Source organism: Natronocella acetinitrilica (assembly GCF_024170285.1).
Taxonomy (GTDB): domain Bacteria; phylum Pseudomonadota; class Gammaproteobacteria; order Nitrococcales; family Aquisalimonadaceae; genus Natronocella; species Natronocella acetinitrilica.
In genome coordinates, this window is the sequence record NZ_JALJXV010000002.1 from 201,646 (window position 1) to 214,837 (window position 13,192).

At 62.7% G+C, this 13,192-nt stretch carries 13 protein-coding genes; 3 read left to right on the forward strand and 10 right to left on the reverse strand.

The genetic code is table 11. The features are described 5' to 3' along the window. Position 1 precedes the first annotated feature (1 nt). Genes J2T57_RS04255 through J2T57_RS04265 form a run of 3 tightly spaced genes read right to left on the reverse strand, consistent with a single transcriptional unit; the run spans position 2 to position 3,116 of the window. On the reverse strand, positions 2-1,030 hold the full coding sequence (locus tag J2T57_RS04255; RefSeq protein ID WP_253474737.1) for a TRAP transporter substrate-binding protein: 1,029 nt from the start codon (positions 1,028-1,030) through the stop codon (positions 2-4). 32 nt (positions 1,031-1,062) lie between these two features. Further along, the gene (locus J2T57_RS04260; protein WP_253474740.1) at positions 1,063-2,271 is read right to left on the reverse strand and encodes an alpha/beta hydrolase family protein; all 1,209 of its coding nucleotides are present in this window, start codon (positions 2,269-2,271) and stop codon (positions 1,063-1,065) included. Between the two features lie 41 nt (positions 2,272-2,312). After that, positions 2,313-3,116 carry a polysaccharide deacetylase family protein gene (locus J2T57_RS04265; protein WP_253474743.1) on the reverse strand — a complete coding sequence of 268 codons (804 nt, stop codon included), beginning with the start codon at positions 3,114-3,116 and terminating at the stop codon, positions 2,313-2,315. A gap of 356 nt (positions 3,117-3,472) precedes the next feature. On the opposite strand from J2T57_RS04265, the gene J2T57_RS04270 reads away from it, so the two are divergent. After that, positions 3,473-4,057 carry a cupin domain-containing protein gene (locus tag J2T57_RS04270; protein ID WP_253474746.1) on the forward strand — a complete coding sequence of 195 codons (585 nt, stop codon included), beginning with the start codon at positions 3,473-3,475 and terminating at the stop codon, positions 4,055-4,057. Positions 4,058-4,066: 9 nt separating this feature from the next. Here J2T57_RS04270 and J2T57_RS04275 read toward each other — a convergent pair whose 3' ends face one another. Genes J2T57_RS04275 through J2T57_RS04290 form a run of 4 tightly spaced genes read right to left on the reverse strand, consistent with a single transcriptional unit; the run spans position 4,067 to position 7,846 of the window. Continuing rightward, the gene (locus J2T57_RS04275) at positions 4,067-5,359 is read right to left on the reverse strand and encodes an O-acetylhomoserine aminocarboxypropyltransferase/cysteine synthase family protein (RefSeq protein ID WP_253474749.1); all 1,293 of its coding nucleotides are present in this window, start codon (positions 5,357-5,359) and stop codon (positions 4,067-4,069) included. A gap of 35 nt (positions 5,360-5,394) precedes the next feature. Continuing rightward, complete coding sequence (locus J2T57_RS04280; RefSeq protein WP_253474752.1) at positions 5,395-5,853, reverse strand: CoA-binding protein; 459 nt, start codon at positions 5,851-5,853, stop codon at positions 5,395-5,397. Between the two features lie 2 nt (positions 5,854-5,855). Further along, entirely contained in the window at positions 5,856-6,635 is a 780-nt protein-coding gene (locus tag J2T57_RS04285) for an enoyl-CoA hydratase (protein ID WP_253474755.1), read from the reverse strand. Continuing rightward, positions 6,632-7,846, reverse strand: coding sequence for a pyridoxal phosphate-dependent aminotransferase (locus tag J2T57_RS04290; RefSeq protein ID WP_253474758.1), 1,215 nt, complete (start codon positions 7,844-7,846; stop codon positions 6,632-6,634). Before J2T57_RS04290 ends, J2T57_RS04285 begins: the two co-directional genes overlap by 4 nt. A gap of 253 nt (positions 7,847-8,099) precedes the next feature. On the opposite strand from J2T57_RS04290, the gene J2T57_RS04295 reads away from it, so the two are divergent. Both J2T57_RS04295 and J2T57_RS04300 read left to right on the forward strand, forming a co-directional pair. After that, on the forward strand, positions 8,100-9,551 hold the full coding sequence (locus tag J2T57_RS04295) for an NAD-dependent succinate-semialdehyde dehydrogenase (protein ID WP_253474761.1): 1,452 nt from the start codon (positions 8,100-8,102) through the stop codon (positions 9,549-9,551). Between the two features lie 20 nt (positions 9,552-9,571). Next, positions 9,572-10,573 carry a 2-hydroxyacid dehydrogenase gene (locus J2T57_RS04300; RefSeq protein ID WP_253474764.1) on the forward strand — a complete coding sequence of 334 codons (1,002 nt, stop codon included), beginning with the start codon at positions 9,572-9,574 and terminating at the stop codon, positions 10,571-10,573. A 5-nt stretch (positions 10,574-10,578) separates the two neighbouring features. Here the strand turns inward: J2T57_RS04300 and J2T57_RS04305 are convergent, their stop codons facing one another. The 3 genes from J2T57_RS04305 to J2T57_RS04315 are packed head-to-tail and all read right to left on the reverse strand — an operon-like array spanning position 10,579 to position 13,053. Further along, positions 10,579-11,079: a copper chaperone PCu(A)C gene (locus J2T57_RS04305; protein ID WP_253474767.1), complete on the reverse strand. Its 501-nt coding sequence runs from the start codon at positions 11,077-11,079 to the stop codon at positions 10,579-10,581. Positions 11,080-11,118: 39 nt separating this feature from the next. Further along, positions 11,119-12,528 carry an amidase gene (locus tag J2T57_RS04310; protein ID WP_301289164.1) on the reverse strand — a complete coding sequence of 470 codons (1,410 nt, stop codon included), beginning with the start codon at positions 12,526-12,528 and terminating at the stop codon, positions 11,119-11,121. Positions 12,529-12,585: 57 nt separating this feature from the next. Further along, entirely contained in the window at positions 12,586-13,053 is a 468-nt protein-coding gene (locus J2T57_RS04315) for a Dps family protein (protein WP_436262682.1), read from the reverse strand. Positions 13,054-13,192: the final 139 nt, after the last annotated feature.

A 13,192-nucleotide genomic window follows, 5' to 3' on the forward strand; every position in this document is an offset into this window, starting at 1 on the left:
CTCAGCGACCGATTTCTGATTCGATGGCCTCAAGGATGGTCTGGCCCTCGTCACCGGTGCGCTGCAGGAACAGCTCGCGGACCGGCGGCAACGTGGCCTCACGCAGATCGGAGATCTCGCCACTGCTGAGTTCGATGACCTCGATACCCGCCTCGACCATGGCCTCCAGGCCACGCTCCTCGAGACTCAGGGTTTCGGTCACCACAAGCTCACGGCCCTCTTCCACCGCAGCCTCGAGTTCCGCCTGACAGTCGGCACCCAGACCATCAAACCAGGCACGGGACACCATGAAGATCTGATCAAGGTTGCCGTGGTTGGTCATGATCAGATAGTCCTGAACCTCGTGAAAACCCATGACATAACTGGTGGTGATGGGGTTTTCCTGGGCAGAGATGGCGCCGGACTGCAGGGCGTTGTAGGTCTCGGGGAACGGCATGTCCACCGGCGTCATGCCCAGGGATTCCTGCTGTTTCACCAGCACCGCCGAGGGCATCACACGGGCACGCTTGCCCTGATAGTCGGAGGGCGCCCGCAGGGGGTCGTTGGCTGTCCACTGCTTGTAACCGGTGTGCCAGACAGCCATGGAATAGACACCCTGGCTTTCGGTGGTATCGAGCATCTGACGCATGGCGTCGCTCTGGTGGAGTTCAAGCAGCGTGTCGAGATCCGTCGGCCAGAAGAAGGGGAAATCCATCAGCCCCATGATGGGCTGGAAGCCCACCAGGAAGGACGCCGGCAACACCACTGCCTCGATGGATCCGAGCTGCATGCCTTCGATCAGGTCGGTGGTGCCGCCAAGCTGGGCCGAAGGGTAGACATTTGCATCCATCGGGCAGGCGTCGGAGTTGCGCATCAGGTCCGCCACATGGTTTGCCGCGGTGTCCCGGGGATCCCCCGGTGGCACCACGTGAGCGATCTTCAGCACCGGGGTATTGGCTTGCGCCGTGATCGGCGTCATGGCAGCACCAAAGGCGCTCAGGGCCAGCCCGGCTATCACGCCGGCTTGTAGCAGTGTGTTGCTCGTCTTCATCGCGTCGGTCCTCCAGGGTCACAGGGTGCGGGTCAGCCTTTCAGCAAGGCCCGCTGATCAATACCAAACACATCCGCAAGCCAGTCGTTGACCCGCTCCTGTCCCAGGGTCGGGTTGTCATGCTGGCAATGCTCGGCGCCGGTTTCTTCCTCTCCGATGAGGTCCAGCGTCACGTTGACGCCGTTCGCCTTGGCGTACTCGTAGACCTTGGTGGCCTGATCGACGCCAAGCACGTCGTAACCACCGTGGACGATCAGGTAGGGGCAACGAATCTTGTCGATCACGCCTTCCAGCTTGAAATCCTTGCCCTTCTCGAAGGCCTCCCGCATGTTGCTGACGCCGAAGACCCAGCGGATATGGCCAGCAAGGCCATGGCTGTCGTCCGCCTCGCCCCAGAGATCATTCACGCTCCAGATGGCGCCATGGGAAACAGCCGCTGCAAGGCGATGTTCGAAGGATGCGGCCCGGGCCGCGTAATAGCCGCCGAGGCTGGAGCCGCTCATGGCGATGCGCTTCGGATCGACGTCATCCCGCGTTTCCAGGTAGTCGATGCACTTACCCACCGGCACTTCGTAGTCGTAGCGATTGACGATGCCGTGCCGGCGAATGGTGCCGCCCTGCCCCGGTCCATCCACCATCAGCACCGAGATGCCGCGCTGAATGGCACCGTGGGCGACCATGAACCACATTTCATCCTTGAAGGAATCCAGGCCGCCGAAGCACATCAGCACCGGCTGCCGCTTTTCGGAGTTGACCGGCGAGCGCAGGAAGTAGGCGTACAGATTCTTGCCGTCCAGATAGGGAATCTCCACCGGCTCCAGGGCCGGATTGAGGTATTGGCCCCACTTGGCGGTGCACTCCTCCAGCTTGTCGAACACCGCCAGGCGGCGCGGATCATCGCCGGCCAACCAGAATTCCGCCTCGCGGTAGTAATCCACCGCCCGCAGCCAGGAGTTCTGCGCCGTCACGATATGTCCATTCGCCTCGGCGGCATCGCCGCGCTCGCGATTGCGGTCACCAACCCGCAGCCACTCGCGATGCCAGGACTCGCTATCGGAGGGGTCGATGCGACTGGCCACCTGAAAACATTCGCTGATGGCGCCACCACCTTCCTGGGTCTCGCCCAGCGCCCGACGGAACTGGTAGGACATCCAGGGGTAATCAGGCCAGTGGTGCCAGCCATAGGGCTTGTAGTGGGCCTCGCTGCGATCAGCAGCCTGGTTGATCAGTTTCTCTTCCATCGTCTTGGCTACTCCTGTTGTGGCAGTGTCTGGCTCGCTGCTCAGAATCCCGGCTCCTGCTGGCCGCGGAACCAGTCGGCGATACTCTCGCCGGTCATGAAGGCAACATCGTCAAACTGGCGAATGTGCTGATAGAGGCGCTCCATGGCGCCGATACGGTGGGGTACGCCGGTCAGGTACGGGTGCACACTGATCGCCATGACCCGGGCGGAATCCGCACTCTCCCGATACAACTGCTCGAACTGTGCAACACCTCGGCGGAACAGCTCCTCCGAGTCATGCAGCTGCACGGCGCTGATGACCACATCGTTGATCTCCACCGTGTAAGGCACGGAAATCATCGGCCCATGAGCGGTGCGCAGGTAGGTGGGCTGATCGTCCAGTACCCAGTCGGCAACGTACTCGATGCCCGCAGCCCGCAGGCGATCCAGGGTGGATTCGGTTTCGGTGAGGCCAGGACTTTCCCAACCCCGCGGGGCGCGGCCCGTCACCGACTTGATCGCGGCGATGGTGTCGGCGATGGCGGCATCCTGATCCTCCACACGGTGCATCGGCCCCTGGATGAAGCCATGGCCCATGAACTCCCAGTCCCGATCCCGGGCCGCCTCGGCGATGCGCGGATACTCACGACAGACGGAGCCGTTGATGGCGAGGGTGGGTGTGACGCCGTGGCGATCAAGCAGCTCGACGAAACGCCAGAATCCCACCCGCATTCCGTACTCATGCCAGGACCAGTTGGGGACGTCCGGCAGCAGCGGCTGCCCCATGGGCGGAGGAAGCACGGCCCTCGGCATGGCCCGGCCGTGGTGCCAGTGCTCGACGTTGACGATGGTCCAGATCGCCATGCGTGCCCCACCAGGCAGTTTCAAAGGCGGTCGGTCAACGATGGCGCTGTATGGGGCACGCTGTGGCGATGTCAGTGGCTCTCTCGGCATGGCTCCCCTCTCCGGGCCGGCGAAGTCGCGGCTGCGTCTTCACAGTGCATTCAAGCTGTTATTCAATTAGTAAAACACATAATCTCTAAATTCAAGTCGCTTGAATTTGATTGCCTTGAACGGAAATGCGTGCAAAATAAGCGGGACTCATGCTGACAGTGAGGCGCGGGAACCATGGCAGGGCAGCATGTCCAACCAATTCCGGTCACAGGAGACGAGGATCATCGACGGTGAGTAGCTCGACATCATCTGCACGATTGACCGGCATGGACGACTCACCCAGTCCGCGTGAGGAACCGCGGATCGGCACGCGACTCAAGCACACCCGCCTGACCCGAGGACTCACTCTGAAAGATCTCGCCGACACAGTGGGCTGTTCGGTCAGCGCGCTATCGAAGATCGAGAACCGCAGGGCAAACCCGTCAATCACGATGCTGCACAAGATATGCGGCGCATTGGGTACCAACATGGCGACCCTTTTCGCCGATGGTGTGGATGACGCATCGGTCGTCACCCGTGGCAAGGACCGCCCGGTGATAACCACCGATCAGTTGCGGCGGGGCCATGGGATCCAGCTACAGCGGCTGGTGCCCTACGCGCCAGGCTATCTCCTGCAGGGTAATGTTCACATGATCGAGCCAGGCGGCTACAGCAATGAGGGGTTGCAGCACGAGGGAGAGGAACTCGGCTATGTGGTCGAGGGCACGCTCGAACTCAATGTCGACGGCAAGACCTACATCGCCGAGGCGGGGGATTCATTTTTCTTCCGATCGGACAGCCCCCACAGCTACCGCAATCCGGGAGACACGGTCACTCGGGTCATCTGGGTGAATACGCCACCGACCTTCTGACTCCCCGGTTCAAGGAGCTGCCTGGCTTGCGGTGAGCGCCTGATCGATATCCCAGAGGATGTCGTCCGCCGTCTCCAGCCCGATGGACAACCGAATCATGTCCGGCCCCACCCCGGCGGCCACCAGTTGCTCGTCATTCAGCTGCCGGTGGGTGGTGGATGCGGGGTGGATGACCAGGGTGCGGGCGTCACCCACGTTGGCCAGGTGACTGAGGAACTGGCAGGCCTCGATGAAGCGCACCCCCGCCTCATGGCCGCCGCGAATGCCGAAGGTGAGAATTGCGCCGGCACCCCGGGGCAGGTAGCGCTGCGCAAGTTGGTGATAAGGGCTGCCGGGCAAGCCGGCATAACGCACCCAACTCACCAGCGGGTGATCCTCCAGGAACCGGGCCACTGCCATGGTGTTGGCGCAATGCCGGTCCATCCGTACCGGTAGCGTCTCGACGCCCTGCAACAGCAGAAACGCGTTCAACGGCGACAGCGTTGCACCCAGGGTGCGCAACGTCTCCACCCGCGCCTTGGTGACAAAGGCGAAATCGCCGAATGTCTCGTAGAAACGCACGCCATGGTACCCGGCGGAGGGCTCCAGCATTTGCGGAAACCTGCCGTTGTCCCAGGGGAATCGCCCCGACTCGACAATCACGCCGCCCATGGTGGTACCGTGGCCGCCAAGAAACTTGGTGGCCGAGTGCACCACGATGTCGGCTCCGTGATCCATGGGCCGGCACAGATACGGGCTCGCCAGGGTGTTGTCCACCACCAGGGGCAGGCCCGCCTCGTGGGCGATATCGGCGACCGCGCGAATATCCAGCACATTCCCCGCCGGGTTGCCGATGGTCTCCGCATAAAGGCACCGGGTGCGTTCGGTGATGGCACCACGAAAGTTGTCCGGATCGTCGGCGTCGACGAACACGGTATTGATACCCATCTTGCGGAAGGTCACATCGAACTGGCTGACGGTGCCGCCGTAGAGCGTTCTCGCTGCGACAATCTCGTCGCCCTGCTGACAGAGCGTCAGCAGGGCGGTCATCTGTGCCGCCATGCCGGAGGAGACGGCCAGGGCCGCCCGGCCACCCTCCAGCGCTGCCACGCGTTCCTCCAGAACAGCCACCGTAGGGTTGGTCATGCGACTGTAGATGTTGCCGAAGGTCTGCAGGTTGAACAGGCTGGCGGCATGGTCGGTGCTGTCAAACACGTAGGACGTGGTCTGGTAGATCGGCACCGCACGGCTGCCGGTCTCGGCGTCGGGAATCTGTCCGGCATGGAGACACAGGGTTTCGAAGCCGAATTGTCGGTCGGCCATCAGACACACACCTCGCTGTTCATTGGTTCACGACTTCAGACAGGCCGGCGGGCGGAGATCACCCCCGTGTTCACCCCCATCCAGCGTAGGCCGCCGAACAACCGCCCGTGCTCGATCTTCACGCAACGGTCCATGACGACGTCGAGCCCTGCTGCCCGGGCACGCTCGGCAGCTTCCTGGTTGATCACGCCGAGCTGCATCCAGACGGTTCGGGCGCCGATGGCGATGGCGCTGTCCACGATGGCGGGCAGTTCCTCGGCGCGGCGGAAGACGTCCACCATGTCCACCGGCTCGGGAATAGCTTCCAGACTCGGGTAGCAGGTCTCGCCCAGCACCTCGGTGTAGGCCGGATTCACGGGGATGATGCGATAACCGTGGTCCTGCATGTACTTGGCGGCGAAAAAGCTGGGGCGATACCAGTTGGCGGACAACCCCACCACGGCGATGGTTCTGGTGTCCCGCAAAAGGCGGCGAAGGGTGGCGATGTCAGCCATGGTCAGCAGCCATCGAACCGGGGTGGCCGCTTCTCGAAAAACGCTGTCACCGCCTCACGGTGCTCGGCCGATGCCAGCCCCTCGATAAAGGCCAGCTTCTCCGCGTGGATCACCTTACGCAGCTCTGCTTGCTCAGCCTCCGACCGCAATAATCGACGTGTTGCCTTGAGCGCCAGAGGCGGCATGGCGGCGAGCTTCGCCGCTCGCTCGGTAGCGCGCTGATCCAGTTCGCCATCGCCGCAGGGCTCCGACACGATACCCAGTTGAACGGCCCGGTCGAGATCAAAGGGCTCTGCCGTCAGCAGCGCATGGGAGGCCAGCACCCGCCCGGCAATCCGGGGCAAGAGCCAGGAGGCGCCGAACTCCGGCACCACGCCAAGCCCGGCGAAGGGCATGCAGAACTTCGCCGTACCACTGGCAAGCACCACATCGCAATGCAACAGCAGGGTCGTGCCGATGCCAACAGCAGCACCCCGCACGGCGGCAATCATGGGCTTGTCGAAGTCCGCCACCAGGTCGATGAGTTCCAGAACGGGTGGCTGGGCGCCGCGCTGCAGGAAGTCGCCCCAGGTGGCGAAGTCCTGCAGGTCGTTACCGGCGGTAAAGGCATCGCCCTCGCCGCCGAAGGCAAGCACCCTGACGCCGCTGTCGTCCCGCGCCTCACGCACGCCATCACAGATCGCCTCATACATGGGGCTGGTGAGGGCATTGCGTTTTTCCGGACGGTTGAAGCGAATCCAGAGAACCGCTCCCTCGCGCCGGATCAGGACGGCATCACTCATTCGAAAGTCTGCTTGTCCAGCCAGGGCATGATCCGCTCGAAGGCTTCCTCGATCTTGTCCATGGAGGTGCTGTAGCTGATGCGGAAGGAGTTCAGACAGCTCTCGCCAAAGGCATCCCCGGGAACCGTGCAGACCCCGGTCTCACGCAGCATCCGCATGCAGACCTTGGAGGCGTCGGTGCGTGCCGGCAGACTCGGGAACATGTAGAAGGCGCCCTGGGGCCAGTAGCCGGTAAGGTTGGGCGTGTCTCCCACAAGCTGTACCAGTCGATCCCGGCGGGCCGCATATTCCTTGACCATGTCATCGACGCAATCCATGGGGCCACGCAGGGCCGCCACGCCGGCCCATTGGGCAGGCGTGTTTGCCACGGTGGTGGTGAACATGTGATAGCGGCGCAGCTTGCGAATCGCGCCCTGACTGGAAATGAGCCAGCCGATGCGCAGCCCGGCCATGCTGAAGGTCTTGGAGAAGCTGGACACCATCATGACGTTGTCGAGGTCCGGCGCATAGCGCAGCACGCTGGGGAATTCGATATCATCCAACAGCAGGTGATCGTAGACCTCGTCGCTGTAGACGTAGATGCCGCGGTAGGCGGCCTCCTCCAGGATGGTCTCGATGGTCTCTCGCGGATAGACGGTACCCGTGGGGTTGCTGGGCGAGTTCAGCACGATACCGTAGGTGCGCATCCCCATGGCGTCGATGACTTCCTGGGGATCGAGCTGATGGCCGTTCTCGGCGCGGGTCGGAATGTATTTCACTTCACCGCCGTTCATGCGGATCAGCGGTGCATAGAGCAGGAAGGTGGGGTCGGTCACCAGAAACTGCCGACCGGGTGCCGAGGTGGCGGTCAGTGCCAGATACATGGCCTCGGTGGCGCCGGTGGTCACCAGGATGTTCTCCGGGGTCAGTGTGCGGTTGTAGCGCTTGCCGTAGTACTCGGCCAGGGCATCCAGCAGCTCCGGCAGTCCGGCATCCATGGTGTAGCCGGTCTGACCCTGTTCCAGGGCGTCGATGTGAGCATCGATGATATGCCGCGGCGTCGGGAAATTCGGCTGACCGATGGACAGGTGAATCACGTCATCCATCTTCGACGCCACGTCCACCATGCGCCGAATACCCGACACCGGGATTGCCCGCAGGTAAGGGCTCCAGGTGGAATCCCGCGTGTCATCGAGTTCAGTGAGATCGGTATCAACCGGATTGACTGCCATGCCTTGCTCCAAACGACCGAGTGTTTGCGTTACGGCCCTTCAGCGGGGCCTTTCCGGAGGACTATGGGCCGCGCCGCCAGCCCCGGTCAAGACTTATGCGCTCTACGCCTCATGCCCGGCAACACCGCGCCGTCCGTGTGATTTGCGGCAAGTCCGGTTGACGGGGTCGAGCGCCGTGTTTAACGTCCGGGAACTTACATTCTCCGGAGCCGGTGATCCATGACATCAACCGGCTTCATTCACGGGGGTCAGCATGATCGATTCACCTCTACTCCAGCACGTTCAGGGTTATATCAACGGCCAGTGGGTCGACGCCGACAGCGGCAAGCGCGTGGCAGTCACCAATCCGGCAACCGGCGAACTGCTGCACGAGATCCCCAACATGGGTGCAGCGGAAACGGAACGCGCCATTGCCGCTGCCCGCGGAGCGCTGGCAAAACCCGCAAGCCTGGATCAGCGCCGACAGTGGCTGGAGGCCATTGCCGCCGCCCTCACCGAACACCGGGACGAAATCGGCCGCATTCTGACGCTGGAACATGGCAAGCCGTTGGCCGAGGGCAAGGGCGAAGTCGACTACGCGGCAGGCTTTTTCGCCTATTGCGCCAAGCACGTGCACGAACTTGCGCCGCGCAAGCTCGACGAACAGCCACGGGGTTGCTCGTGGACAGTGCACTACCGCCCCGCCGGCGTGGTCGGGCTGATCACGCCCTGGAACTTCCCTGCCGGCATGATCGCGAAGAAGCTGTCCGCCGCTATTGCCGCTGACTGCCCATCGGTGATCAAGCCGTCTTCCAAGACGCCGCTGACCATGATCGCTCTGTTCACACTGCTGCACGATGTGGTCAAGCTGCCCGCGGGCAAGGTCAACCTGGTAATGGGCAGCGCCGGCCCCATCGGTGACACGCTCTGCGCCCACCCGGATGTGCGCGTGGTGAGCTTCACGGGTTCCACCGAGGTGGGCCGCGAACTCATCAAGAAGTGCGCACCCGAGGTGAAAAAACTCACCCTGGAGCTGGGTGGCAACGCACCCTATATCATCTTCGATGACGCCGACCTGGACGCAGCAGCAGATAACCTCATCGCCAACAAATTCCGTGGCGGCGGCCAGACCTGTGTTTGCGCCAACCGCATTCTGGTGCAGTCCGGAGCGGCGGACGCATTCGCCAGTCGGCTGCAGGAACGTGTGTCGAAGATGACTGTGGGAGACGGCATGGCCGAAGGGACTGACATCGGCCCACTGATCGATCGCAACGGTTTCGACAAGGTGCGCCGTCATGTGCAGGACGCCGTCGACAAGGGCGCGGAAATCGTCGCCGGAGAGTTGCCGAAAGCCATTGATCAGGACTGGGGCGGCTTCTTCCCGCCCACCATCCTGAAAGGGGCCACGCCGGAGATGGCCTGCTGGCGGGAAGAGACCTTCGGGCCGCTGGTACCGCTGGTGGAGTTCGCCGACGAGGCGCAAGCCATCGAACTGGCCAACGCCACGGAGTTCGGGCTGGCCAGTTACCTGTTCACCCGTGACGATGCCCGGGCAGATCGCGTGATTGCGCAATTGGAGTTCGCCCATGTCGGGCATAACACCGGCACCGGCCCCACGCCGGAGGCGCCCTTCGGCGGCATGAAACAGTCCGGCTATGGCCGTGAAGGCGGTCTGGAAGGACTGTTCGAGTTCATCGAGCCCCAGACCGTGCCAAGGGGCGCCTGATCGCCGCCGGAGTGACCAACATGCGCATACGCTTCTACAGCGCCCAGAAGTATGACGAGCAGTTCTTCACTGCCGCGAATGCGGCGTTCGGCTTTGAGCTCCACTTCAGTGAAGCCAAGCTCGACGCCGACACGGCCAGGCTCGCCAGTGGCGTCGATGCGGTCTGCGCCTTCGTCAACGACAACCTGGACCACGACTGCCTGGCGGCACTGAAAGAGGCCGGGGTGCAGGTCATCGCCATGCGCTGTGCCGGCTTCAACAACGTAGACCTGAACGCGGCCCGGGAACTGGGGCTCGCCGTTGTCCGTGTGCCGGCCTACTCGCCGGAGGCTGTCGCCGAGCACACCATGGCGCTGGCACTGACGCTCAACCGCAATACCCATCGTGCCTTCAACCGGGTTCGGGAAGGCAACTTCAATCTCAACGGGCTGCTGGGCTTCAACCTGCATGGACGCACGGCGGGGCTGGTGGGCACCGGGCGGATCGGCGTTGCCACCGCCAGGGTGATGTCGGGCTTCGGGCTGCGCCTGATCGGCTATGACGTCTTCGAGAACCCGGATTTCGTGGCGCTGGGTGGCGAATATGTGAGCCTGGATGAACTTTATGGTCAGGCGGACCTGATCAGCCTGCACTGCCCGCTCACCGAGGACAATCACCACATGATCAGCCACGACGCCCTGTCGAAGATGCGTGACGGCGTCATGCTGGTGAACACGAGCCGCGGCGGGCTGGTGGATACCCAGGCCGTCATCGAGGCGCTGAAATCGGGGCGTGTGGGGTATCTGGCGCTGGACGTCTACGAACAGGAAGGGCCGGTCTTCTTTCGCGACCTATCGGACGAAATCCTCACCGACGACATGCTCTCGCGCCTGCTGACCTTCCCCAATGTCCTGATCACGGGCCATCAGGGCTTCTTCACGGAAGAGGCCATGGCGCAGATTTCAGAGGTCACGCTGACCAACCTCGAGCAACTCCGCACCGGCAAGGAATGCCCCAACGAACTGACAGCCCAATTGGATTGAGCCGATCAGTGACCGTGGCCATGACCGTCGCGGTCATGGTCATGATGGTGCTCACCGGCCTCACCGTCAGGTCCATGACGGGAGACTTCGGCCATCACCGTCATTCGCTCGCCGTCGGCAAATACCAGTTCAAGTTGAATATCGTCCCCCGCCCGAGGGGCTTCGCCGGTGCGTCGCATCAACATGAGATGGTAGCCACCCGGCTGCAGTATGGCCTCCCCACCCGGAGGGATGACGATGGCGTCGCGGTGCTCCATGCGGGCAACGCCGTCCCTCTCAATGGATTCGTGAATCTCCACACGGCTGAAACCCGAAGTCTCGGCGGCAACGAGGCGCCGCTCCTGTTCGCCAGTGTTGACCAACCGCATGTAGGCCGCGGAATGCTCGGAAACGGGGGGTACTTCCCGCACCCAGGCAGATTCCACCAGCACCTCTGCCTGGACCCCGGCCACCGAGAGACCCAACAGACCAATCAGCAACATCCTGCGCAGCACTGCGCTCATCATCTGAACTCCTCGACCTTGCGGACAACCACCGGCGCGGAATCATAGCAAAAAACGAGGCAGGCGCTGCCCCCAGGGGTTTGCGCCCTCTAACTGGGCCGCCAGGCGGAACAGTTGATCCTCGCGCCCGAACGGCGCGGTGAAATGACTACCCACCGGCAACCCTTCACCACTCAGGAATAGCGGCACCGACATGGCAGGCAGACCGGTGAGGTTTGCGAGCTGTGTAAACGGTGTGCGTTCAAGGCTGCGCAAGGCCAGCTTCTCCACCATGCCGCTGTGCAACAGCAAGCGACCGGCGCGCAGCCAGAGCAATGGCCGAAGCGCCAGGCGCTCTAACCACGGCGTCTGCAGCGCACCGATCTGCGCAGGCGGTGTAGCCGTCGTCGGCGTCAGGTAGAGATCGTATCGGGAGAGGAACGCGCCCATGGCCCTGGAGAACGTATTCCAACGTGCATGGGCCCGAACGTACGCACCGCTGTCCAGGGCGCGGCCCAGCATGGCCAGTGCGCGGGTATCCAGCTCGAAACCGCGAACCGACCGCCCCCGCACCATGGCCGCCACCTGCCCGAAATAAAGCATGAGGTAGCAGCGTGCCAGCTCCATGCCGTCGATTGCCGGGGCTGCCTCTTCCACCTCGTGACCAAGCCCCTGTAGCAGCACGGCAGTCCGCTCCACGGCGCCGGCATGATCCGGATGTACCGGCCGGTCGATGGGAGAACGGACGCTGTAGGCGATGCGCAGGCGGCCGGGCTCACGGCTGCATTCGTCAAGATAGGGTCGCTCTGGAGGGGGGATGTCAAACGGCGCCCCGGCATCCGCACCGTGCAGGGCATCCAGCATCGCTGCACTATCCCGCACCGTACGCGTGATCACGTGATCACTGCACGCCCCCTCCCACACCTCGGCCACCGACGGCCCGGGCGGCACCCGGCCGCGGGAAGGCTTGAGACCAAACAGACCGCAGTGGGCCGCGGGGATCCGAATCGATCCACCACCATCGTTGGCGGCGGCCATGGGCACCACACCGGCAGCAACCGCCGCCGCAGCACCACCGCTGGAACCGCCCGGAGTGAGTGCCGTATTCCACGGATTACGCGTCGCTCCATGGAGGTCGTTCTCCGACACGGCTTTCAGCCCGAGTTCAGGAAGATTGGTCTTGCCGAACACCACCAGACCCGCCGCGCGGCACCGCTGGACGAACGTGGAGTCATGGTCAGCAGGTATGGCGGCGAAAGCGCGGCTGCCACAGGACGTGGGCAGGCCGCGCACATGGTGGAAGATGTCCTTAAGCAGGAACGGCACGCCGTGAAAGCGACCATTGCCTCCGGGTGTCGGCGGAACATCGGCGATCACGGCGTTAAGGGTCGGATTCACCGAATCCAGCCGTTGCCTGGCAAGATTCAGTAATTCTTCCGGGGTGACGTCTCCGCTACCAACGAGCCCGGCCATCCCGAGGGCATCGAGACGACCGTACTCGTCGAAATTCACGGAGCAGCTCTCAACTGATTACTGCAGCAGGCTCCTCAGCATCCAGGCCGTCTTCTCATGGACCTGCATGCGCTGGGTAAGCAAATCCGCGCTGGGTTCATCGTTTGCATTTTCCACTGCCGGGAAGACCTCCCGTGCCGTGCGCACGACCGCCTCCTGATCGCGCACCAGCTGTCGGATCATCTCATCCGCCGTTGGCGTCCCCGTCTCCTCCGGAATGGAGGTCAGTTGCGCGAACTGCGAATAGCTACCCGGCGCCGGGTAGCCAAGCGCCCGAATGCGTTCGGCAATTTCATCAACCGCCGTGGCCAGTTCGAGATACTGCTCCTCGAACATCTGATGCAGCGTCTGGAACATGGGTCCGGACACGTTCCAGTGAAAATTGTGAGTCTTGAGGTACAACGAGTAGCTGTCGGCAAGCAACCTCGACAGGCCGTGAGCAATCTGCTCCCGATTGGCTTCGCTGATGCCGATATTGATTTCCATTGGCTGCGTCATGGCGTGGTCACTCCCTTAGGAAAAACAACAAAACTATGATGTTAGTGTGGAACACAATCGTAATAGATGCCAATGAATAATAAGCGTCTATTTAATTGTTAAAAACTATCAAGCAAGCGCTGAAGTA

Coding starts and splice junctions, on each gene's coding strand:
- J2T57_RS04255 (WP_253474737.1), bottom strand. CDS start 1,030: ATGAAGACGAGCAACACACTGCTACAAGCCGGCGTGATAGCCGGGCTG.
- J2T57_RS04260 (WP_253474740.1), bottom strand. CDS start 2,271: ATGGAAGAGAAACTGATCAACCAGGCTGCTGATCGCAGCGAGGCCCAC.
- J2T57_RS04265 (WP_253474743.1), bottom strand. CDS start 3,116: ATGGCGATCTGGACCATCGTCAACGTCGAGCACTGGCACCACGGCCGG.
- J2T57_RS04270 (WP_253474746.1), top strand. CDS start 3,473: ATGGACGACTCACCCAGTCCGCGTGAGGAACCGCGGATCGGCACGCGA.
- J2T57_RS04275 (WP_253474749.1), bottom strand. CDS start 5,359: ATGGCCGACCGACAATTCGGCTTCGAAACCCTGTGTCTCCATGCCGGA.
- J2T57_RS04280 (WP_253474752.1), bottom strand. CDS start 5,853: ATGGCTGACATCGCCACCCTTCGCCGCCTTTTGCGGGACACCAGAACC.
- J2T57_RS04285 (WP_253474755.1), bottom strand. CDS start 6,635: ATGAGTGATGCCGTCCTGATCCGGCGCGAGGGAGCGGTTCTCTGGATT.
- J2T57_RS04290 (WP_253474758.1), bottom strand. CDS start 7,846: ATGGCAGTCAATCCGGTTGATACCGATCTCACTGAACTCGATGACACG.
- J2T57_RS04295 (WP_253474761.1), top strand. CDS start 8,100: ATGATCGATTCACCTCTACTCCAGCACGTTCAGGGTTATATCAACGGC.
- J2T57_RS04300 (WP_253474764.1), top strand. CDS start 9,572: ATGCGCATACGCTTCTACAGCGCCCAGAAGTATGACGAGCAGTTCTTC.
- J2T57_RS04305 (WP_253474767.1), bottom strand. CDS start 11,079: ATGATGAGCGCAGTGCTGCGCAGGATGTTGCTGATTGGTCTGTTGGGT.
- J2T57_RS04310 (WP_301289164.1), bottom strand. CDS start 12,528: ATGGCCGGGCTCGTTGGTAGCGGAGACGTCACCCCGGAAGAATTACTG.
- J2T57_RS04315 (WP_436262682.1), bottom strand. CDS start 13,053: ATGGAAATCAATATCGGCATCAGCGAAGCCAATCGGGAGCAGATTGCT.